At 46.0% G+C, this 22,611-nt stretch carries 14 protein-coding genes; all 14 read right to left on the bottom strand.

The window, feature by feature from the left end; translation table 11 throughout:
- Positions 1-3: 3 nt before the first annotated feature.
- The 14 genes from BLS28_RS19090 to BLS28_RS19025 all read right to left on the bottom strand — a co-directional run bounded on the left by BLS28_RS19090 (position 4) and on the right by BLS28_RS19025 (position 22,605).
- Entirely contained in the window at positions 4-987 is a 984-nt protein-coding gene (locus BLS28_RS19090) for a tetratricopeptide repeat protein (protein WP_091171206.1), read from the bottom strand.
- Positions 984-4,553, bottom strand: coding sequence for an eCIS core domain-containing protein (locus BLS28_RS19085; RefSeq protein WP_176844514.1), 3,570 nt, complete (start codon positions 4,551-4,553; stop codon positions 984-986). The genes BLS28_RS19090 and BLS28_RS19085 overlap by 4 nt, the downstream gene beginning before the upstream one ends.
- On the bottom strand, positions 4,550-6,022 hold the full coding sequence (locus tag BLS28_RS19080; RefSeq protein ID WP_091171199.1) for a contractile injection system tape measure protein: 1,473 nt from the start codon (positions 6,020-6,022) through the stop codon (positions 4,550-4,552). The genes BLS28_RS19085 and BLS28_RS19080 overlap by 4 nt, the downstream gene beginning before the upstream one ends.
- 9 nt (positions 6,023-6,031) lie before the next feature.
- Positions 6,032-10,222, bottom strand: a complete 4,191-nt coding sequence (locus tag BLS28_RS19075) for a hypothetical protein (protein WP_091171195.1) — start codon at positions 10,220-10,222, stop codon at positions 6,032-6,034.
- Between the two features lie 18 nt (positions 10,223-10,240).
- Positions 10,241-12,952: a baseplate wedge protein gene (locus tag BLS28_RS19070; RefSeq protein ID WP_091171191.1), complete on the bottom strand. Its 2,712-nt coding sequence runs from the start codon at positions 12,950-12,952 to the stop codon at positions 10,241-10,243.
- Positions 12,949-16,245, bottom strand: coding sequence for a baseplate J/gp47 family protein (locus BLS28_RS19065; protein WP_091171187.1), 3,297 nt, complete (start codon positions 16,243-16,245; stop codon positions 12,949-12,951). Before BLS28_RS19065 ends, BLS28_RS19070 begins: the two co-directional genes overlap by 4 nt.
- 9 nt (positions 16,246-16,254) lie before the next feature.
- Positions 16,255-16,677, bottom strand: coding sequence for a GPW/gp25 family protein (locus BLS28_RS19060; RefSeq protein ID WP_091171184.1), 423 nt, complete (start codon positions 16,675-16,677; stop codon positions 16,255-16,257).
- Positions 16,678-16,680: 3 nt separating this feature from the next.
- On the bottom strand, positions 16,681-16,971 hold the full coding sequence (locus BLS28_RS19055) for a PAAR domain-containing protein (RefSeq protein WP_091171180.1): 291 nt from the start codon (positions 16,969-16,971) through the stop codon (positions 16,681-16,683).
- Between the two features lie 9 nt (positions 16,972-16,980).
- Positions 16,981-18,732, bottom strand: coding sequence for a type VI secretion system tip protein VgrG (vgrG, locus tag BLS28_RS19050; RefSeq protein ID WP_091171176.1), 1,752 nt, complete (start codon positions 18,730-18,732; stop codon positions 16,981-16,983).
- A gap of 6 nt (positions 18,733-18,738) precedes the next feature.
- Positions 18,739-19,410, bottom strand: a complete 672-nt coding sequence (locus tag BLS28_RS19045; protein WP_091171174.1) for a CIS tube protein — start codon at positions 19,408-19,410, stop codon at positions 18,739-18,741.
- Positions 19,410-19,592: a DUF5908 family protein gene (locus BLS28_RS19040; protein ID WP_091171172.1), complete on the bottom strand. Its 183-nt coding sequence runs from the start codon at positions 19,590-19,592 to the stop codon at positions 19,410-19,412. Before BLS28_RS19040 ends, BLS28_RS19045 begins: the two co-directional genes overlap by 1 nt.
- 4 nt (positions 19,593-19,596) lie before the next feature.
- Entirely contained in the window at positions 19,597-20,055 is a 459-nt protein-coding gene (locus tag BLS28_RS19035; RefSeq protein WP_091171169.1) for a phage tail protein, read from the bottom strand.
- 2 nt (positions 20,056-20,057) lie between these two features.
- Positions 20,058-20,489, bottom strand: a complete 432-nt coding sequence (locus BLS28_RS19030; RefSeq protein WP_090524162.1) for a phage tail protein — start codon at positions 20,487-20,489, stop codon at positions 20,058-20,060.
- A 124-nt stretch (positions 20,490-20,613) separates the two neighbouring features.
- Positions 20,614-22,605 (bottom strand): phage tail sheath C-terminal domain-containing protein, encoded by a 1,992-nt coding sequence (locus BLS28_RS19025; RefSeq protein WP_091171165.1) that lies wholly within the window; start codon positions 22,603-22,605, stop codon positions 20,614-20,616.
- Positions 22,606-22,611 lie beyond the last annotated feature (6 nt).

Here is a 22,611-nt window from a genome sequence, read left to right as displayed (position 1 = left end):
GGTTTAGTTTAAATTGTTTAACAGATCCAATTGCTTTTTGGCATGGGCGGCCCATTCGCCGGCATCATGCAGCAGGTCTTCAAAAACCCGTTTCGCTTTATCTTTCTCGTTTAAATTAGCCAGAGCTATCCCCCGGTAAAGCTGTCCTTTCTTATTTTCGGGGTATTGTTCAAGTAATAGGTCAAGGTGTGCCAGCGCATCATCAAAACGGTTGAGGCCGAGGCAAAGCACCCCTGTATTTAATCTTATTTCTTCGTTTTCAGGGTCATATTCCAAGATCCGCTCATATTCTGCCGCCCCTTCATTTAACTGGCCGCTTTGCAAATAAGCAACGGCCAGGTGGTTACGTACCGCAATATCGCCAGGAAACAACATCAGATACCTGATCAGGTAGCCGGTAGCCAAGGCATAGTTTTTTATCATTAATTGGGACAGACCCGCAGTTTGCAATGCCCTGCTGTTTTGCGGGTTCTCTGATAAAACATAGTCGGCCATTTCAAAACCTTCATCATACCTCCCGGTTGAAAGATAGACCTGCGCCAGTCCCATCAATAAATTTAAACTTGTGGGGTTAAGTTCCACCGCTTTAAGCCAGCATGTTTCGGCGCTTTCCATATCTGCCGATAACATATACAGTTTTGCCAAGCCCTCCCAGGCTTCAAACTGATCGGCCTTAAGCGTAATGGTTTGCCTGAAAGCGTTTAGAGCCTTATCATACTGACCCAGCAAAACTTCGGTATTAGCCAAATTAAGCCATGCCGAAGCATTTTGGCTGTCAATTTCTAAAGCACGTTCAAACAGCAGCTTCGCTTCGGCAAATTTATTTTGCTGGTAAAACAACATTCCCCGGTTATTGAGCAGAGTAACATTGGGCTCATTTAAATCGGCAGCTTTGGCATAATACGCCTCGGCAGCTTCAAAATTGCCGTTAAGCTGCTGTATAGCACCAAGGTTTATCAGTTCGGTTAGTTGGCTTCGGTTGCTCATAACATTTCTTCTTTTACTTTATCTGCTATACCACCTGCTATATCAGAAATGCTGATTTCAGGATAGGTAACTTTAATATCATCGGTTTTCACATCAAACGGTTCGCCATCCTTATAGTGGATTGGCAGCGAAACTTTAACCTGCAGATCCGGGCCATAACTAAATGACGCAAGGTTTTTAGTCCACTCTTTTGAAATATCTGTAACCAAAAGATCAAGTTCGGCTTTAATAAATGCGTTTACATCAAACGTGAACTTAGGGTGTACCTCGATCTCGCCCAAAGCGTTAAACTCAAACCCGGTTGTGGGCGACCAGGCCAGGTCGGCAGCCGCGCTTGCCTCACCCTCCAACCCTAATCCGCCGACTATCTGAATACCACCGGTAACGCTGGCCGGGCCAATACTTAAACCAATACCAAGCGCGGCTTTTAACTTTAAACCGGCATGCGCCGGGATCACAAATTTTGCCCCACCGCTGATCCGGGTATTTTCGGGATGTGAAGGGTTAAATTCTATCTGTCCAAAAACGTCTTTGAGTTGGCCGGGGCCAACCGCGGCGTCAAAATCGAGGCCGCCATCAATAGTAGCTACGATACCTATGCTTTTAGGACCAAGCGGGATGGCGAATATGGGGATCTGGATGGTTGGTACTTTAAAAAGCTCTTTATTAATGCTCTTCTTCGGAAAAACATCAACCGCCGAAGGCAGGTCCAAACGGCCTACGACTTCAATTTCGCCGGCCGGGGTCACCCTTACACTTGCCGATGCCTGCAGCCAATCGGTAACTTTAAGCGTTAACTTACCCGATCCATAGGCGGTAAACTTGTCACCTGCCGGGCCAGATGGCGTGCCATCAGCGGCAATAGCACGGTTGGTGGCCCCTACCATCACCTCACCTGATACCCTGTCGGCAGCGTAAGATGCCTTGCCTTCAATAGTCAGCGCGCCATCGTCATATGATATTGACAGCTCTGTATTGATTTTCGGTATTTTGGGAATGGCTTTACCGCTGGCTTTAACATGGTAAATTTCGTCCGGCCCGCGTGTAACTTCCACACTGCCGCTGCCGCTTTGAATGCCCGGCATATTCTCGTCAAGAACGAAGCTGCCTCCTATAACTAAGGTTTCATTAGCGTAACTAACGTGGATCTCGGCACTTTTTACCCCTTTAATATCCGGTTCGGCAGTACCAGTAGCTGTAAACTCATTGTTTGCATAAGCTATATTAATATGGGCCGATTTGATCCCCTTTATCTTATTAGGGCCGATTCCTATCTCGCCTGTAGCAGATAAACCTCCGCCACTGCCGCCATCACCCGGCTTAACATAGTCAACCGTAATACGGGCAGGATTAAAAGTTTTGGAGTCGAAATCAAATGAACCACCCAGCGCGAAAGCCCCTGAAGTACCTGCTTTTGCATGAACTTCGCCTTTCCCGAGTTTTTTGATCTCAAAGTTCATGTTACCATCAACCGTCAAACCCGAATCGCCCAAAGTAATACCGAGCGAAGTATCTGTAATTTTAAATGGAGGGGGAAGCTTGATCTCGCCGCCATCAAAAACTTTCCGGATACTTAAGCCGCTGCTATTTATGATAATATCAATATCCGCATTGTCGATAAGTGGAATGGTTGTATGTACTTTTCCTTTTGCTTCAAGCTCGCCATCATCACTAAAGCCGGCTTCAGAGAGTTGAACAGGACTTAAGGCCTTGACCTGCGGACGTAATTTATCTAAAATGTCTTGTCTCGAAACGTATCCCCCGTACACCCCCGGAATAGGATTCAATGTAAAACTTTCAGTAATCTTGTCGGCAGTTTTACTGGTTTTAAACATGGTTACTGTTATGCTGCCGGCTCCACCCTGTTGCATAATATCTGTTTGGGGGTCATAGGTAACAGAATCGATATTGGCAGTATACTTTTTTGAGTTTTGAAGTTTAAAAGGCCCTTTTTTAGGCATTTTGATAGCTTTGCTCCGCCTCTCATTCAAAAACAGGTGTACAGTATTGGTATCTACAAGCTCTTTTAAAATCTTATCATCTTTGCCGGGCACTAAAAAGCGCATACCGTTGAGATGCTCTCCCTTCTGAATTTCAGAAAGCGAATATTTTTCCTGGTCGCCCACACTGTCCGGCGATCCGGCTTTATTTAACTTTGCAGTGGTGATACTGTAATTATCTACAATGCCCTGTACCGACAGACCTTTTACTTTTTCAGGGTCCTTGGCTTTCTCGGCTTTAATAGTTTCGTCTACAGCACTTTTTATATTGGCCTGAATAGTGCCGCCTGATGAGCCGTTAATTTTTTGGGAAAGAAGCCATAAGTTGCCGATATCGTTATCGGCCCCTCCAATTTGCAACTCTACTTTATGGTCAACTTCAAACTCATGCATTTGCCCCGCCCGCCGCCAGTTAGGCCTTACCGACCGGGTCCTTATCTCATCGGGATTACCAAACAATATGCCCCCGGTAACATTGGTTTTTGATACCATGAAATAAGTATTATTTCCCGCGGGAGATGTCCCGCCATTTGGTAACTCAACCTTTTTCAGATCATCAAACTTTTTCCCAAAGCCGGCATCTGTAGCTGCATCTTTTTCCCAGGTAGCCAAATGTTTCCCGCTTCTTGTCGTTTTTTTAAACGAGTAATCGGTTTTAGATGGCATCATGTCATATTTAAAACCTGGAATATCTATTTTCTCAACCTTTATAGTTTTATTGGTTTGGTCAATTTTATCATCACCAGTGTGCGCCTTGGCTTTTCCACTTTCTGCAACGCCGGTTTCCGCCCGTTGAATAACCCCTTTCTTTTTAACACCATTTCCACCCTGTTGTACCGTATGCGTCACCTCATGCGCTAACAAGTGCTGCCCCGATTTACTTTGCGGATCATATTTACCAGCCCCGAAATAAATATCATTGCCGTGGGTAAACGCCTGCGCCTGTAAATCGTTACTTAATCCGGCGGCTTCACTGTTATTATGGATCCGTACCGCACTCAGATCTGCACCCATTGCACCTTCCATTTCCTCGCGGGTATTGGCAGGCAATGGCTCGCCGCCGCCTTTGCTGCATTCGATCTTTTGTTGCGTTTGTGGAGATACATCCGGAGCGGCCGACTGGCTGCTGCGTTTTAATGTATTCCCCTCGTTGGGATCGCCATCACTTTCAAAAACGGGACGACGCTGTAATTCTTTATCGGCTCCGTTCTGCTCTTTTTCCTGTTTATCTTCCTTCTTATCTTCTTTCTTTTGCACAGCGGAGGTAGCTGCATTAGCAGGACCCGTGGTAGTAGTAGAACCAGTTGCAGCGTTGGCTACGGTTTTAGGCTGATTAATATGCTGAACAACTTTATCAGCCACCTGGTCGGCCTGCCGTTCAAAATGATCGCCAGGTTCATTCACCGTCATTTTACGCTGAACCTTATTCCCTTCAAAAAAGGGCGCTTCCTGCACCTGTTCAACATCATGAGCGGCAGAGAAAAAAGGATCTTTCCCTGCCCCCTGCTTGTTTGCGGGCTGGTTTTGTTTGGTGTTTGCAGGTGCTGCCTTTTGCGGTGTCTTCATTGCCATTCCACGTAAAAAGGTTCATTCATCCAGGGCAGTTTAACTACGCCAATGCCCCATGGCAATGATGAAAGCAGGATATCCAGGTCCATCCGCTCTACAATAAGGCGGGCAGGCTGTTCTGCTTCAATCAGTTTCCCCTTGCGAATTAAGAATGCCTCGCGCAAGCCGCCGGGCGATGTATTTTTTAATGCTTTCCAGTATTTTATCACGGTTCGGAGCATATTGTCGCCTTCATCAAGCATGCGTTGGGGTATTTCAACTTCACGTTCCAATGGCTCGTCAAGTGGCCACCGGCATAAAAATTTTTCAAAATAAAGGTCATATTCAAAAGCGTTCACATTACCGGTACCTAAATAGTGCAGCAGGTGAACGGCCAGTTGCCTTGCAGGCAGATCAACAAAATCGTTATCCTGCAGCAAGCCGAAATCTTTAAAGAAATACTCCAAAAAGGGGTGCAGGATCACCAAACCGGCCTGAGTTACATAAGTCCCGGCAATTTCTTCTTCTTTTTTTGAGCTTGTTTCCGGAGTATTATCGGGCGTGGTTATAGGCTTATTACTTTGTAGTAGCGGTTTATTTTCTGTCGATTGGATAAACGCTTCTGCAACTTGAATAAAGTTCGTTGCTGACAATGAAGTCGTGTTAGCTGACTCTCCCAATATTAAAGTGGCTAACTTTTTCAGAATTGTGCTATCAACAGGTAATTCATCAAGGCCTATGCGGAGGGATATCCTCAGCAAAAGTTTTTCGATGATATACTCCTTGTTACCGGTAAGTTCTGCCAATGACAAACCTGTACGGCCATCTGTTGACTGGCTGCTTATCAAAGCCTTAATTTCGACTATAGCAGCGTCAAGTCTTTTTTGGAGTTTATGTACATCTATATCCAGCAGAACCGCTGCAAGCTTTTTAATAAACGCTATACCAAACTGGCTAAAGAACCTGCGTACTGTAAGCTGTGAGCCTTTAAAAAGATTGATAAGTTTTGATTGATAAGTTCGATCTTTTGTCAACAATTCTGACAGTTCACTCAACCAAACATTTTCCTGCTGTAGCCATTCTGTTGCAGCCACTGCGTACCAAGGAAGCCTGCCCGTGTTAAGGAAATAAACAAATACATTAAAGGCCTGCTGCTCTTCAGTAAGCAATGAATAGCTTATCTCGTTATCTGGCACATCACCTACGGGTAATGCGGCAGGATTTAAAACCGGCTCAAGCACCTTAGCAAGGCTTGCCTGCAATTGTTCAAATACATCCTCCAGTTTACCCGAGCCCAAGTCAAGATCAATCTTATCTATCAAAACATGGGCAGGCAGATCCATATCATCCAGCAATTGCTCCAGTTTTTTGAGCAGCACCTGTTCAAAGTACCGCACGGCCTCGTCCTGCACCTTTTGGGCAGTGCTTCGATGCGATACTTCTATATCAAGTACCAGCTTATGGATGATATGTGTGCTTCCTGCCATAGCTCAACATTATTTAACAGTGCCCGGATCTGTAGTACCCGGATCTTTTTTGATAATCTTCGAAGCTATTTTGGGTGCCACAGGAGTTACAGCCGGATCTGTCTTCGGTGTAGCCGCCGGTGTTACAGTTGTACTCGTTTTAATCACAGATGGGTCTACCGTTGGTGTTGGTGTTACCGCAGGTGTATCCCTAACTGTAATCACCGGCGGTACAGTAGTACCCGTTGGCGGCGTAGTAACCACAGGCGGAACTTTAGTAACTACCGGTGTAGTGGTTTCCGGCGGCAAGTGGGTAAGTACCGGAGTGGTGGTTATAGGAGGCAAAGCAACAGGCGGCGTAGGCGTAAACACGGCACGACACTTCTCAAACTTACCATTCACTGCTGTAAGTGTAATAACTGTATTACGGCCACGCGGAAACTGGCGCATATCAAACACTTTTACTGTGTTTACCTCATTACTGGTAGTTCCATCGTCAAATGTCCATGTAAACTTGAAGCTGCCCGGATTAGGTGTTTTATTTGTTAAAGTAACCGTAGCAGCACCTTTTTCATTATCCATAGTTACCTTATAGTCAAACGAAGCCTGCGGATGCTCATGGATTATGAGCATACAAGCAGGAACCGGTTTGCCGTTCACCATAAAGTCGTTGATGCTGACATCATAAGGCCCTTTCGATGGATCAACAACCCACTGGCTGCCCAGCAATTTCACAGCATCTCCCGCTATTTTTGAGGTGATAATCCCTGTTGCGGGTTGTACGGCAGTGAAGTTTATATTACCCTCATCTGAACAAACTTCGCTGGCGGCTAACTGCAGGTCTACAGGTTCCTCAGGAATCTCTACTGTAATAGAAACCTGCTCAGAATCGGTACAATCATGGTTATTGGCAGATAAGGTGAACGTAAGCTTGCCATCAGGGAATTTGGCACGAAGATCAGCATATTGGAAGGTAATGTTATCATCCGGTGTGGTAAGGTTAGCATGTACCTGTCCATCGGGCATTGTCCATGTGTAGGCAAATGTATCACCTGCTGCCTGATTGGTTGTAGCTGTTAGCTGAATAAATACGGCAAACTGGGTTGTATCACTTATGCTGGCCGCAGGTTTAACAGCCGGGTGTTTAAACACGGTAATAGTGCAATCGGTTGGCTGATCATTTACCGTAAATTTAATCTGCTGACCAAATGCACCGTCTTTAACTTTAGTTGTATCAAAATAGGTTATTGCGTCTTTAGTTACTACTGTAGTTTCAAAACCAGCCGAGGCTTTGATAACGCCATCAGCCGGGCTAACTTTAAACTGCAGCAACCCTTCGTCAGAACATGCTACGGCTTTCGGTAAACTAAGTCCTACCTGTGGCTTAGGCATGATAAATGCTACCGGCGGACAATCGGAACAGCACATATACGGCAGGCAAAAATCGGCAAATACTATATCTTCGGGCACATCGGGGTTAGCGGCCACAGCCCGTGATTTACCAAGATCGATAGCTAAGGCCCGAGTTTTACTGATAACATCAGCTTCAATTGTTGGTGTAAATTTACGCGGCGACTGTACCTGATAAAATTTCACAGCGGCGGTAATATCTTCAAAGTTGCTATTCTGAGCTATGAACGTCATCGCGTCGGCATCACTTGCAAAACCTTTTACAAACTGAGGGTTAGTCTGAAGAGCCTTTAACCTGTCATCGAGCGAAAGTGTATTTGGAGGTATTGTTGGGCTCGGGGTAGTCATGGTAGTTGCGTACACCATTACAAATGTGCCACCCGCCGGCACACCGGCCAAGTGTTCTAAACCAGTATGATTTGCAGCATAGGCCGAAAAAGTAAGCTGAGCCAACAGCTTGGCTTTCCGGTCCTGAATTTCTTTTAAAATAACGGCAAGCGCCTGGCCTGCGCAGCAGTTTTCAGACAAGCGCCACAATTGCAGCTCGTAATCATCTTCATACCCCTTACGCACATAATCGGCTTTGGCAAAAATCTGGCGGCTTTTTACGCTTGCCGATTTTACCTCGTTGCACAGGTCATCTACCCGCGCCGAGAAGTTAGTAATAGTGTCATCGTCAATATCAACCAGCCTGTTGGGTAACCATTGGCTTATATTCCGGGTACCAGCAATCACACGCACCGGAATATCAACAGCGATAGCCTGCTCATAAGAGCCGGTTGCCGATGTGTCAATAGCTTTGCCGGCAGCATCTGCGTAATCAGAAATACTTACAGCCCCGCCCTGCCTGCGGATCTGATCCAAATAGGAGCCAACACTGTCCTTTGCTACATTGATATTATTATCAACAGCATTGATACCGCCATTAATCAGGATATTACTGATACTTTTATTGATTGCAAGGTCGCTGGTTACCTGCATCCGTGCTCCTGGTATTGCATCTGCCGTCTCAACAATTTTGGCCGCGGCCATCCTCACTTTGGTAGCACCGGCATCAGCTGTAACGGTATCAGTTGCCTGCGCCTCGTTGGCGAATGACAACTGCTGCTGAGCTGCCTGTGCTTTAATTTCGTCTGCAAGTACGTAGCCGGTTTTAGTATCAAAACTCGAAAAAAACTTACTTACATCGCTGTAAAGGCAGTTTTGCTCGGCCTGGAAAGCCCTTAATGTAGCTTCCAGATCATTAAATTGACAGGCATAATCATCAATATTAATATCACTAAGGGTAACGTCCCCCAGCCTGATGGCCACTACATCAAATGGCAGGTTACTGTCCTGCCTGATCTTATCAACCGCGGCAATAGCCTCGGTATATTTTTTACCGATATGCCCTTCAATCCTGAAAAAATTATTGGAGTCGATTGAATAGGCCAGCGGGTTTACCACCATATCATTTGCAGGCGAATAAGCTCCGGCATTATAACCAAGTATCAGCTTATCTGTACCCTGCAGCCACCGGCTATAACTCCATTTTTGAGCCAGGTCAATCGGTTTGCCGTAATAAAAAGGGATAGCCCTTGCCTCTAAAGGTTTACTGTTATCGGTAGATGGTGTTATTTTCACCACCGGGCTCGGAGGCAGCGTAAACCCGCTGCTCATAACGTTCAGCCTGTCGAGCAGGTTAATAGCAATGTTCAGCTTATCTTTATTGGCGCTGATAGCCGGTGAAGCATAAAACTTATGGCGATAAGGCGTTGGCTTGGCCGTTGGTGTAATATTTAAAGCACCCAGCATAATATGTTTGGGGAAAGCATAAATATTGGGGCAGCACTGGTAAATGATATCCGAAAGTATGGCCCTCAATTCATTATAGCCGGTTAACAGGTCCTTATAAAAATCATACAGGTACTGTGCCTGCATTGGGGCTGTAGCTTTGCTTAACGTAGTATTGATGTTGGCAACAATGCCTGTAATAGGATAAACAGATTGCGGATCGAGCGCAAATTTGAATGTGTTGTAGAGCGTTTGAACAGCACTTGATAAACCACCGGCGCCGTCATTTGCAATTTTTGAAAAGGCAGCGGTAAGCGCTGATGATGAAGCGGTTGTTTGCGTGTTAAAGAACACGCGTTTTGCAGCTAATACAGGAGCATCAAAATAGGCATTATAAGCGTTGAAATACTTTTTGTAAATATCATCATAAATAACCTCCGAACCGGTTTGCTCAATGATCTGGTTCATATCAGCCTGGGCAATGAGCAACACTTTGGGTTTGGCTACCTGCTTGCGGCCCTGGTTATCACAATCAATAGCGGTACAGGCATCGGGATCCTTAGAGTAATATTCCAGGTAAAGCAGGCCGTACATTTCAGTTAGTTCCTTACCGGCCTTTGATTTAAAATTGGTAAGGGCAAAACTATCAACCGGGAAAGCGCCTTTATCATCGGGCGTTACCAGCTCCCATAAAGCCATTTGCGCGGCATCGGTGCCCATGGGATAAAACGGCGGGTATTTGATCAGCGAATTATCATAGGCCCTGAAGTTTTTATAGGTTGTTTCGGGCATATAAAGCAAATCGCCGTCGGTAGTTACGCCGCAGCCCTTGCCTATGGTTATGCCGTTGGCGTCGCCTTTGAAACTTAAGCCGCATACCAGGCCAACACCAATTAAACAGGTACGGGTAAGGCGCTGCTGATCTTCAAAAAACTCTACAATATTATTCAGCTGTTTGGCTGTAAGCACCTGGCTGTCAACAAAGGAGTTATACTCTAAAGTTATATCGGTGAGCTTTATGTTGGTTACTGGTGGCATGGCTTTTTCATTTAGGTTTTAACTGTTATTATTTGTGCCGCCCTGCAAGGTGCCAAGGCTGGTTTTGTTCAATATTATCGGGTTGGTTTCCTGGGTGTCGTCATTGCAATCACTTAGCTGGCCCTGCTGATAAACAGTGTACAGTTTTTCAATCACGTCGATGAATTTGCTGTTCAATACCGGATCGATAGGCGTATCCGTACTTATCGCTATGTGTTTGGCTGCAAGCCAGTCTTTATAAACTGCTTCAAAACCAACCATCTGGTCATGTCCGATGAAACAGATCCGCGGCAAAATATGAGCGGGCGTTTCGGTGCGGATGAGCCGCTCGGCATAGGTGCGGAAAGCTGTGTTACGTAACCTTACGCTATATCCCGGCAGTATCACACAAACCCGGAACGAGTATGGATCAAGCGGCTCACAGTACACGCCATTAGGATCAAGGCATACCGGCATAAACTGGTGATGAGTGCTGTCATCGCCGGTATAATCAAATGGCGGGCGCAGCAGGATATTTTCTATCACGTACATGCCCTCCATCTTGAAATCGTTTTGCATAAATTTGATGATGAACGCAATCTCGGTTTCGATGGCGGCGGCGCTGAACTCCATATCATTATGGGTAAGCAAAGTACCTGCGGAGTTGGCTATATTATAAACATACTTACCCGCGGTAGCTCCTGGACTTAAGCGGTAATTTTCCCTGTCGCAGGCCAGCACGGATACCAGGCCAAGATCTTCATAAGCATCTATCTCCTTCAGGAAGTTGGCATTGCCTTTAAATTTAACTACGCCAAGCTGCGATATTGTCCAGTTGTAATGCAGGGCATCGGCCTTAAACAAAAGGTAATCCTCAACGCTTAGCTGTTGCATTTTATAGTTAGAGAAACCGAGCAGCATTGAGATCCGCTTTTCCATGCCCGATACATTCACCAGTTGCTGATCCGGTGTTTTGGTATTGTACAAATCCATCCCGCTGCCGCGGCAAATGCTCATCTGGTCATAGTCTTTCAAAAACTTAACCTTATGCCTGATGATGTTGCGCTGGTAATCTTCGCCGTAAATGCGGTACATTAAAAATACGTACTCGTTAAACTGCTCGGCAAAACGGGCCAGCAAATGGTCGAGGAATTTATTTTTCCGTTCGGGATAGTTATCCTGCCCGGTTTCTTTAATTACATCATCAACCGTTTTCTCCCATTGGGCATAACCATCCAACAGCTTTTCCGCATCGCGGATGCCATTTACCGTATTACTGAAATAGGTTTTGCGGATGCTGTCATCGGCAGTAAGCAAAATCCTGGCATTTGAAAGCTGGGCGAAGTAATTGGCCAGCACCTGGTCATAAAACAGCAGGTAGCCTTTAAGCTGTAAGGCCAGCGACCTTTGCTCAGTTGTAGCAGTATCGGGCAGGCCCAGCGGCGAGATACCGTAATTTTCAGGAAACTGATTTTGCAGGGTTTCATAGTGCCCTATATCCCTGTAATCGCCTTCGGGTACCGGCAAATCAACTATCTTTTTAGCCTCTACATTGTCCTGCCAGTCTTTCCGAAGCTGGTTTAGATCGGCCTGGGCTTCGGACTGTTTCAGTTCGATAGGCACCACATCCTTGTAAAAGGTAAATGATGAATTGGTTTCGCACAAAACAGACTTATGCCCCTCCTGCACACAAAGCAACCATTCATTCGATTTATAGATCTTATCGGCAACCTCGCTCTGCGGCGCGGTACAGCCACAAAAACCAAAGGAAATTCTTTTCACCAATCGTACACCGTCAATTTCCATGATAATGCGGTACAGATCAGATAGGCGCACCTCTGTACGCAATTGCGAGGCCGCAAGTTCGGCCGGGATGATAAACCCTTGTTTAGCAAATTTGGCATCAATACCCTGCAGGTTTTCAAAATCAAGTACCGGGCCCTCAAAGATCTCGTCGGTCTGCATGCCTTTATCCAGCAATTCTTTAAGCAGGTAAAATTTAATATCGGGTGTAAGGTATTGCTCTATATTAAACATGATCTGCGCCCAGATCATTTCAGGATCGGCCTGGGGCTGAAGCTCAATTTCGGCACATATCACGATCTCCTGATTTTCAACGGCCTTTACCTGGTCAAGATCCTCACACAATTCGCGGAAGTAATGGTATACCGATTTTATTTGTTTGATGATGTCATCCTGTTTGGCTTTGATCTTGGCTGCATCGCCCCCCAATTCAGGAAAATCCTCAAAATCTATCAGGATATCGTTGATGCCTTTTAAATCGAATTTAACCTCTTTACCGGTCAAGGCATTTTCGCCGGGTTTGGCGTAACGAAGCAGCGGTTTACCATCAGGTTGTTTATAGTTGGCTATAATACTATGGGGCGATTTTTTGATCCAGGCATTCCGTACACCATCTATCCGCACAAATAATTGACGGTAGTCGTCGGGTGTAACCGGGTAAGTGGGCAATATTTTTATGGCAGATAAGAACTGCTCATGCATACTGGTGGTATTGTCATGATCAACCGCTAAAATATTTTCAACGGGCAGGGTAATGCGGTAGTTCAAATCAGTGAGTGCATAGCAAAGCATCTCCAGCGTGGTAATACCTGGGTCATGCACATTATAATCCGACCAAATGGCACTGGCCAGGTCGCGGATATGCTGCATACCTTCGGTGCGCAAAGTATTATACTCGGGCCCAAGGCTGGTATCAATTTGTTTCGGTATGGTTAACTGATCAATCATGGGCATGTAGGTATGGTTTTGGTATCAATTAAATGTTGCTTTGCCGATACAAGGATTGCCTTTGAATTGCCTGCCTCCAAAACATCGGGGTTTGCGGGCCCCGATGCTGTGAAGTACATCTTAAAATCAGCTATATAATCAACATAGGATAGTTCTTCAATAAAGCGGATCACCACACTTTTGTACAGGATGCCGCCAAAATCAATATCGGCATTACGGTTAAAAGCCCAAGGCGACAGGTAATTAATCACATCGGTGTTCAACCTGGCTGCATATAGGTTTTCATCCAACCCGAAGTAAAATTTCACCTTAAAATCAAGGATCACTTCTTCGTAATCAGGATTAATAGCCAGCAGGTCAACATGCATAGAGTTTAATCCCGACAGGTATTTGGTAATCTCGCTCAGGGTATTTTTGCTTACGCGAGGTTTAAATGGATCAAAACTGATCTGGTTACGGATATCAGGTATGGCTACTACCCTTACGCTCCCCGGGGCAACTTCAATATTATCGTTGGTATGGTTAAGGCATTTAACCCTAAACACCTGCGGAAACTGCGCCATTACCAGGTGCTCATAATCCCAGATGGTGATAGCCCGGTGTTTATGCCTCAGCCGTTCACTTACCCTCAGGCGGAAAGCGCCATCATCCTCCGGCAGCAAACCGCCAAACGAAGCATATGGCTGAGTAACCGATTTGATTTGCGGCAGCCTGTCGACCAGTTTGCTGATTGTACCTGCGGGCAACCCGGTTTCCAGGTGCGAAAGTTCATTATCATTATCGGCAAATTCGGTTTCGGCAGCCTGGATATGTACGTTGATGAATTTACAAACCGAATCTATCGTTACTGCAGTTGGCAGTTCAACCCCAAGCCAGGTGAGGCTTTGGTTTAGGAATGTATTGTTGGTTGTAGCGCCTTCGGGGATTAAAAACTTGATGATCCCCGAGCGCAAAAAATCATTGGTATCGTCGCTGATGATATTGCTTTTATCCAAAGCAAGCCATTCATTGCCTGATAAATAATACCATTTAGGTTGAATAGTATCCGAGAACGACGGCGCAAGCGCGTCTTCACTGCCCTCGGCTACCTGGAAAAGAATACTGGCTACAGACCCCGTTTCAATACCTGCAATACCTATGTAAAAAGCTGCAAGATCAGGAGCTTGCGGTATGGCTGTAATATTCCCGTCGATAAGCCCGTGATATTGTTTTTTGAGGAAAGCATGCTGTTCGGCCTGGCCAAATGGTGTTTCGTGAAAAAATTGGACGTTATGGTTCACGTAATCAGCCAGCAGACCAGGGTTATCATTACTGCCGGTCAAATCATCAATCTTATTTTTAGCCGATGCCTTGTAATCGAGCTTTAGCGATGCTATTTCGGGAGTATAGGGTTCTTTAGGAATAAGCGCGGCCCTTGTTGTATCTGTCATGGCAGCGGCAAACAATTGCGGATATATACTATGCATAAAATCCTTTACAAGGCTTATAAGGATATAATTATCCTTAACTCCTGCTGAGAAATTTTCGGTTTGTGTTTGAAGTGTGGTAGCAGTTTGCTGAAAACCAACAAAACCCAGCACCGGGAAAAACATCTGCATTGGTTGCACATACTGTTGCACCAATGCCTTTTCGGCCTGTGGCCAGCTACCCTGCTTAAAAGAGCCCGATACATTAAAATACAGGTATTTATTAATAAAATAAGGTGCGGGATTTACCGCTTGCTGAACGCCATCCGGCTTAAGTGTAAAGGTATTATCGAGCACATTGATCTCGCTGCCTTCGCTTGGGAACAATGCACCGTTTTTGATGTAGGCTACTTTTGCTTTAAAATCACTTTTGGCAGTTACCTCCCTCGAAGTCCCCGTAGTATCTGAAGCCTCATTACTGGCGTTAATGTTATATGCACCGGGGCTTAACGTTGACTTGAGATAATCTGTACGATAAGCCGTATAATAACTTTTCAGATCATCAGGTACGCCTTTCCAATCTATATGAGGCGTAATTTCTGTCCACTCTTTTTGAAAAATCTCAGTACTGCCGATGTATAGGGTTGAGCCAACTTTTGGCAGTGCGCCAAAGGCAAAAAAGGGCTTTGATGGGTCAACTTTACCGTTATCATTTTCAACGGCCAGGTTTTTCATGCCTTTCACAGTCACATCTATCTGCACATTATTGAGCTTAGCTTTACTCAGCGCGATATAAACAGGATAGGCATTATCCTGAACACTCATCAGCAGCCGGATTACCGGGAAATCGGTTTTATAATTTTCTTTATGAATAGCCTGATCATAGGGCACAACAGCCTTAGCCTTTGCCGGTATATTAACAGTAATAATAATTTGCTGCTGATTAACCTTAAAGGCATCTGTAGTTGGAAAATCGGCCTGCAGCCACTCTTTTTCGGATGTTAAAAAAACCTTAAACAGTTGGGCAAGCAGTGCAGGATCAATAGTACCGAGCCCCGAAAAGTTGAGTGTTAAAGTTATGGTACGGTCACCCTCGCTCATGAGCAATACTTTTGATGCAAAAGCAAAGCCCATTGATGCCGTTGGCCAGCTCTTGCTGCCAAAAGGGTTCCACTTAGGTACATCATCTTTAAAAGGCGTACCCAAACCATCGGCCGAAAAAGTAACATCGGCATAGGCTACCTTCTTATCCGCAGGCGATTGGTACCAGCTTTTCATAGCCGCTATAGTGGCGCTGTTTACAGCCAGCTCTGCGTTTGTTTTAAAAACAACCGGTTTGGGTTTGGGGCTTTTATCTTTACCGGCATCAAGTGATGTGCCTTCCGGCAACAGGAAACCGGTGAGGTTGCGGGCAAGCTCAAATATTGCATGTACCTTATCGGGTACTTCGGGGCGGTTGCGCAGCTGCAATACCCGTTTAAAATAAAAATCAAGGTGCCGGCCGGTAAACTGATTCAATGCATCTTCCGAATGCTGTAAAAGCATAATGAAACACATAAACAGGGCCAGATGCGGTTCAACATCGCTTTTGATACTTGAGTCGGGAAAACCCAGGCCGGCATTCTGCATTTTAACCTCAACCTGCTTCAAAAAATCCTGCAGCGCTTTTTTATCCTGGATGAAAAACGGTTTCCAATCGCCCTGGGGGTAATTGCTGTCTTTCAAGGTATAATAGTTTATTTTATCGGCATAAGCAGCAGCGAACGTCAGCCAGTCTTCCATGCCCAATTCCTCAATTGGGGCACTTGCTGGGTCAAGCGCTTTCAGGAAGCGCTGTGACTGGCTTGAGCCATCACGTTGAAGCGGATTTTTATCGTTACAGGCCATGGTTAGTTCTTATTGGTTGGTAGTTATGCTGGTAATGTCATTTTTATAATAAGGGAACACATAGTTGTACCTTGAATTGGTGGTACGTACCGTGTAATTGAGCTTAATAAGCAATATCCCTTCGTTATCCATACTGGTGTCAACCTCGGTGCTGTTGAGCGTTATCCTGGGTTCAAAATACAGTACGGCGGTTTCAATCAAATCTTTGATATAGGTTTTGAGGGTGAGGTTTACAGCCTCAAAAACTATCTTTTGTAAATCGCACCCGAAAGTTGGCTGCATAATGCGCTCGCCCAGCCGGGTGCTGAACAGTATGCCCAAACTGCTTTCAATATCGGCCTCGTCGGTAAGCATTTCAACTTTACCGGCAGCCTTGTCAAAGCTTGGCGGGAAACTCCATCCCCTGCCTATAAAAGGTATTTTTGGTTCCATTGATCAGCCTCCGATTATTACTGTTGGGCAGCCTAACACTATTGATCCGCCATGGGCTGTGCTATCGCCCATGCGGGCAGCGGGTTTCCCCCCTATCAGCACCGTTGCCGAACCCATGATTATCGAGTCGGGCGGACCGGCGCAGGTACACATATCGCCCACGCATACGGCCGGCATACCACCAATGAGCACCGTTGGTACCCCCGGCCCTATTACCGGCCCGCCTACGTGAGGCGAAGGCCCGTTGAACATAGGGCATACGTGCATATCGCCTATCCTTGCTGCTGCTGCCATTTTTTGTTATTAGTTTATTTGTACAATTGAGCCTTTCAGTGCCGCCGTACCGCTTGATTTTACTTCTACACTCGCTGATCCCTCTGCCGAAAGGGCGGTATTGGCTTTCAGGCCCAGGTTCATCCCTTCGGCGTTAAAATCCTGCTGGGCTTTAAGCACCAGTTTGCCCTGGGTTTCGATGGTGATGCCATCGCTGTTCATTTTTATCGAGTTATTGTTCTCATCCTTTAACTCAATCGCCCCGGCGTCTTCATCCATAGTTATCTTTTTCCCGGCCGGCGTTTCAATGGTTACTGATTTTTTATCGTCATCAAAAATTAGCTTCATTTTGCTGCGGGTTACAAAACCCTTTTGGTTGTTAGCATCGGCCGCGGTTAAAGGAGCAGTTTTGTTGCTGCTGTTAAGCATACCCAGTACCACCGGCTTACGAGGATCGCTGTTTAAAAAACCAACAATTACCTCATCCCCAACTTCGGGCAAAAAGAAACTTCCGCGTTCCTTTCCGGCATCTAAAGTTGCTACCCGCGCCCAAATCCCCTGATCATCAGCGCTGATCACCGGCATACGTACCAGGATGCGGCATTCGCCATCGGGATCACTTTCCAATTGGGTTACAACGCCAATCTGCAAACCGGGCACTGCCTGGATCAAAGCCGAAGCGGGCTTTATACTGGTTTCAAACTTTTCGGTAAACCACTGCGGATCCAAACCAAACTGTACTTCCAGTTGCCAGTCGCCGGCCGAGATATGATGCTGAATGTGGCTTACAAAGGTGTTGCCGTTAAACCTATCGCTCAGATTACTGAGCTTAATGATCATTCCCGGTTTCACCGTATGAATGCCTTTAAACTTTACCCTGCCCCGCACTTTTGAAAGCACCTGTTTTTGCTTGAGCGATGTTGCCCAGGCCTGCAACTCGGGCTGTGAAAGCTTGCCGCCATGGTTAAGCTGATATTTACTTTCATTAAATACGCCAGCCAGATCATCACTTGTCAGATTGCCGTTCAGTTCGCCCGATGGCGGATTAGCATCAACCTTTTCAATTTCCTGTGATGCCGGGTTCCAGGTGCGGCCTGTTATGGAGGGGAACTGGATCCGTGAATCAATCTCGGCATCCAACTCCAGCATGGTTGCGCCAAATGATAATTCCACAACCGCGGCGCCGCTTATTTCCGGCTTTTTGATGGAGAGGGTATTATCATCGGTATAAACCAACATCCCGTTCAGCTCGGCTCGACCGGTTATAAAATCCCAGTCGGTGGCTTCGTATTGCACCAGGTCGCTGGTGGTGATGTTCATATCGGCAACATCGATGCTTAAACCGCTGTAAGTGCCAGCTATAGTAGTTATAGCATCGCTGTCCTTCACGTTTTCGCCAAAGTACTTGCTGTGGCGGGCAAGTGTCATGGCAATGGCCTTATCGCGGCATTCGATAACCAGTTGCGAGCCGCTGTTGCGCAGCTTGATACTGTGTTTAATAACCACACCTTTAAACAGCGTATAATTATCCGATTCGTAACCACACAAAATCTCGATGTTTTTACCCGGCACAAACAAGTCGCCATTGCTGGCATCAAACTTTTGGGCCGAAGTGTCACCATCAATGATCACCAGTTTAGCGGCGGCTATCCGGTTAATGCCTTTATCAATCACCATAGCCTCCACCTGCATGGTGCGGGGTATCTCGGTGCCCTCAATTTTTACAATCGGGGTAACAACGGTACTTGACCGGGTGGTTTCTATGGTGCGGCTATCTGCCATGATCTGTTATTGATTTAATGGTGGAAATTTGAGCTTTGTGCCTGTTTTAAGGTACCTGAAATCGTTGAGGCTGTTTGCCTGGGCGACTTCTATGTAATACTTTGAATCGCCGTATATCTGGTAGCAGAGCAGCGGCAATGTGTCCCCTTCGTTAATTACCCTCACTTTTGTTAAATCGGGCGACTGGGCATTTTCTTTAGCTACCCGCTTTTTATCCTCAACCGAACCAATGAACGAAGCTTTTACAATGGCCCTGAGCGGGCGGCCCTGGCTGTCAAACAGTTTATAACTGATATCCATTGTTTCCAGCGCACCGTCAAACTGAAGCGTTCCCCAATAGATACTTACAAACCTTGGCCGGTGCTTATCGCCCTGGTATTCGATGATGAGCTTTTGCAGGTTATCGATATCCTCGTCAACCCCTAACTCACCGGCGGTGGCACCATTGATTACCCCGGTACGATCAAACATCAGCTCGAAATCCATCTTCTGCGGCTCAATCTTGGAAAACTTGGGCAGCTTGCCCGAGGTTCCCTGCGCCTGCTTGTCAGAATACTTGATCTCGATCTTCTGGCTATAGCTTTCGGGGTTAACCTGCACCGTCATAGAGCCTTCTTCATTTTTGCTCTTCGGATCGGACCAGGCCACGATCTTCATTTTGGTTACGTTATCGGCCATCAGCGTTCGTTTTTATTTTTCAAAATCTCCAGTATCTGTTCTACGCACTCGGCAATGATCTCATCTTTATCACCGCCTCCGCCGCCACTACCGCCACCGCCACCTGAGGGCTTTGAATCCTGTTCGGCAGGGCTTTGGTTTACGCTCACGCGGATGTTCAGTTCTCTGATCTCAATTGGCATAACATCAGGTTTGAAGGGTGTAATACTGGTATTGCAGCTCAAAGCTTTCAATAGCGATACTGTTTTGCTCGGCATTCAAATCGCTCAGGCTCCATTTTTTGGGCCAGGCCTGCACTACGTTCCAGGTTAAAAGCGGATCATGTTCTTCGTTAAGCAGGCTTACGGTCAGGTCTTTGGGTTCGATAATAAAATTATTGAACACGTTATTGCACCAATCCATCAACAGTTTTGATTCGGTAATGAGCCCTCGCTTCAGCACCAGTGCCGGAAACTTGGCCCTTACCGGCAGCGCGTGTTCAAAACGATTTTCGCCGCCCTCCTTCTTGGATTCTGTTTCCATCTCCATGGATAGGCCCGATACGTTTTGGAACCGGCTGTCGATTTCTTCATCGCCAATGCCCGTAAACACCACCTTAAAGTGAAAACCTAAAGGCGGATAACCCGATTTAGCGTCGAAGGCCATGATTAGCCGTTTTTGATGGTTAAACCTTCGTGCGCAACCTCAAGCGTTTCAATTGCAGCCTCGTTGGCATCTGCTTTCAAATCGGCCGACTGGATCTTAACCGGGAAGGCATTTTTAACCGACCAGGTAACTACCGGCTGATGCTCTTCGTTAAGCAAATTAATGGTAAGGTCGCGGCGATCTATCTGGTTTAGTTTTACGGTGTTCATCCAGTCATAAAACTCGTTATCATTAGCAAATGTGCCGCGTTTCAGGGTGATGTTACCGTATTTGCGCATGCCGGGCATTTTTACCTTATTGTATTCCTTACTGCTGCCTTCGCGGTATTCAACCACTTCGGTTTCAATTTGTAAGCCGGTTACTTCGGTAAAACCGATGCGTGTGCCACCCCAGTCAACCTGGAAATGGAATTTGGGTAGAGGATAATTTGCCATTTTATTTGTTTTAAATGAAATTCATTGATTTATATTGAACCTATTAATTAGCTTCACATCAAGTAGTTAATAATGAATCTGGTAGATCTAAGCTTTATGCATTCCGCTTTAAGCTTTTATATAATTAACTCTCCTGCATTTTGTGTGAGAAGCGGAGGATGATGAACTCGGCAGGCCTTACTACAGCCATACCAATTTCAACTATCATGCGGCCCTCCAAAATGTCGAGTGCGGTCATGGTTTCGTTAAGGCCAACGTGTACAAAAAATGCGTCTTCGGGTTTAGCGCCCTGTAAGGCCCCGGCACGCCATTGCAGCGTTAAAAAGTTCTGGATCATTACCCGCACCTTTGTCCAGGTGTTAGCATCATTGTTCTCGAATACAAAAGGATAAGTAGCCTTTTTAACTGATTCTTCAACCATGATAAAGAAACGCCTGACAGGGATATAGCGCCATTCATTATCATTACCTGCTAAGGTACGCGCGCCCCAAACCAAAGTGCCCCGGCCCGCAAAAGCCCTGATAGCATTGATTGATTTACCCGTAGCCGTAACGTTCATATCGTCCTGGTCGCTGTTATCAATTTTCACAGCGGGGCCTATGACATTGTTAAGGCTTACATTGGCAGGTGCTTTCCAAACACCCCGGGTACCGTCAACATTGGCATACACCCCTGCTATTGCCCCAGATGGCGGAATAGTGCTCATTTTAAGCGTTATTGCCGAGTTAGCAGCGCTGAAAAATACGTTGCCCGAGAATAAAGCCTGCTCAGCAAGGTTTTCATAAAACAGGGCACCGTTTATTAATGCGCCGAAACCAGTTAAAATAGTGGCAACAGTATCCTGTAATGCCTGTACAATGGAAAGTGCACCGGCTGCATCTTTGGTAAAATTATCTGCATTGGCAGCTATTGCCGCATAGGTTGAATTGGTTATCCATGCTGTATTATCTAATACCGAATAAACAGGTGTTGGATTACGACCGGCGGTTGTATTAGCAGCCACCTTGGCATTTTTTTCGTAGGCAATGAGGTTGGTGATGGCAGCGGCAAGTTTTGCATCTTTGCTCAATGCATCAATATCTTTGCCATACAACGCACCAACAGCGGGTGCATCTTTTGCCTTTTTACCCGCGGTAACAATGGCGGCCAACAAATCAAGGTAACTGGTTAACTGTACATCGGGAGTTACATTTTGAGCAATATTATTTGCCAATGCGGTTAACTTTGACTTAACTGCATCAACCCCGCCTACCCTCAACGCAGTAGCGTCGGCGGCGTTACTAAATACAGATCCGATTACTTTATCAGTATCTTTGATAGCATTTTGCAGGTTGGTTACCAGCGCCTTTTCATCAGTGCTTTTTGAAAAACCATCATAATTGGTGATCTTGGCCGGTACCCCTGCATTGTTCCAAAACTCCATCTGCCTGAAATCAACATTGACATCATAAGTGGTTATGATCCAGGGATAATAAGCCGCGCCGTAATTGAGGTTATTGATCCCTATCGAGCTGCGGAAGTTGTCAATAGGCTTATTGCTAACATCCTGGCGTTTATCGCCCTGCAGCACATCAAGTATCGAGAACCTGTCTTGCATAGAAGCGCACAAGCCCAACGCTTTGGTTTGCAAACCGCTAAAAGCAACAAGGTCGGGGTTACCGCCGCTTACCAGCTCAACCGCATCAGGAAACAGGATCAGTGTAGGCTCATCCTCGGCCGATAGGGTATCGATACCTCCTGATATGGGTGGCGCTGTTACTGCAGATGAAAAATCTCCTACCGAAACGATATAACACGGTCCGCCGCCGTTATCAAAGTACTGCCTGAGCGATACATACAGGTGAAACCGCTTATCGGGTACCACATTCAGGATCTGGTTTGTAGCCGGGTTAACAGTAACCTTAATGGTTGCCGGTACATAGCCGCCGCCAAATAAGCTTTCAAACTCCAGCAACGATTTTATGCGGGTTGGTACATTTACCAATGATTTGCCTTCAGGAGTTAATGCAAAAGCTGTAAAACCTATAAAGGCGGGTATAGCGGTTTCAACCTGGGCAACTGATGGCGGAAACAGTGCAATCTCCTGCACGTAAACTCCGGGTGTTTTATAAGCCATGACTAA

This window comes from Mucilaginibacter gossypii, from assembly GCF_900100945.1.
GTDB classification, from domain to species: domain Bacteria; phylum Bacteroidota; class Bacteroidia; order Sphingobacteriales; family Sphingobacteriaceae; genus Mucilaginibacter; species Mucilaginibacter gossypii.
Note: the sequence above shows the minus strand (reverse complement) of the source record. Positions and strands in the feature narration are given on the sequence as shown.